Consider the following 1,069-nt stretch of genomic DNA (forward strand, 5'->3'; position numbering starts at 1 on the left):
CATAGCTGGGGGCGACGGCCGGGTCTTGCTCCGCTTCCACCACCAGCCAGCCTTCGTAGCCGTGCAGATACAAACGCGTCAGGATCGCTGGAAAATCGATGCTGCCGTCGCCGGGCACGCTGAAGGCGCCACTGATGACGGCTTGCAGGAAACTCCAGTGGCCATTGCGGGCCAGTTTCACCACGTTCGGGCGCACATCCTTGCAATGCACGTGGCAAATCCTGTCGATATGCTTATTTAAAACCGCCAGCGCATCGCCGCCGGCAAACGTGATATGACCCGTATCAAACAGCAAGCCCACTTCCGGCCCGGTCAAGGCCATCAGCTGATCCACGTCGGCCGGTGTTTCCACATAGGCGCCCATGTGATGGTGATACGCCAGCCTTACGCCGTGCGCCAGCAGGTGGGCGGCAAACGCCGTCAATTTGTCCGCGTAGTCCTGCCATTGCTGTGCGGACTGGAAACGGGGGCGTTTGTACAGGGGGCGCGCTTCGCCCTGGATGGCGTCGGCCACTTCGCCGTACACCATGACGGTCGCGCCGCTGTCGGCAAGCAGACGCAAGTGCGATGCCACGGAGGCGATCTCTTCTTCCACAGACCGATGGGCCAACCGGCCCGAATACCAGCCGGAAACACAGGCAAGATTGTATTTGCCCAGCACGGCGTTCAGGGCCGGAGCATCTTTCGGAAACTTGTTGCCCAGCTCGAAACCCACGTAGCCGATTTCGGCGCCCTCTTTCAAGGCCGTCTCCAGCGGCGTCTCGCCGCCCAGGCTGGGCAAATCGTCATTCATCCACGAGATCGGGTTGATGCCGATCTTGACATTCCAGGTAGTCATCTCAATTCCTTTGTTTCAGACGGTCAAGTTCATAACGGGCGCGCGCAGCTTGCACGCCGGGCTGGGTGGAGACTTCGGGCACGGCTACTTCCCACCAGCAACCACCCTCTTCTGTCGTGCGCGTGTCGTCCGTATTGATGCAGATCAGATACGTACGCGGTGCGGCGCGGGCACGCAGCATGGCCTGTTCCAGTTCAGCAATCGACCCCACGTGTTCGGAGAGCGCGCCCA

1 protein-coding gene and 1 pseudogene are annotated in these 1,069 nt (G+C 61.0%); both read right to left on the bottom strand.

Annotated elements, in window-relative coordinates; genetic code table 11:
- Positions 1-838 (bottom strand): myo-inosose-2 dehydratase (iolE, locus tag ACP7EG_RS27665; RefSeq protein WP_426090245.1); only part of this gene is annotated, 838 nt, incomplete at its 3' end.
- A 1-nt stretch (position 839) separates the two neighbouring features.
- Positions 840-1,069, bottom strand: a pseudogene (locus ACP7EG_RS27670) (3D-(3,5/4)-trihydroxycyclohexane-1,2-dione acylhydrolase (decyclizing)); the annotation flags it as partial.

Source organism: Janthinobacterium sp. PSPC1-1 (assembly GCF_049897625.1).
In the GTDB taxonomy this organism is placed as follows: domain Bacteria; phylum Pseudomonadota; class Gammaproteobacteria; order Burkholderiales; family Burkholderiaceae_D; genus Janthinobacterium; species Janthinobacterium tructae.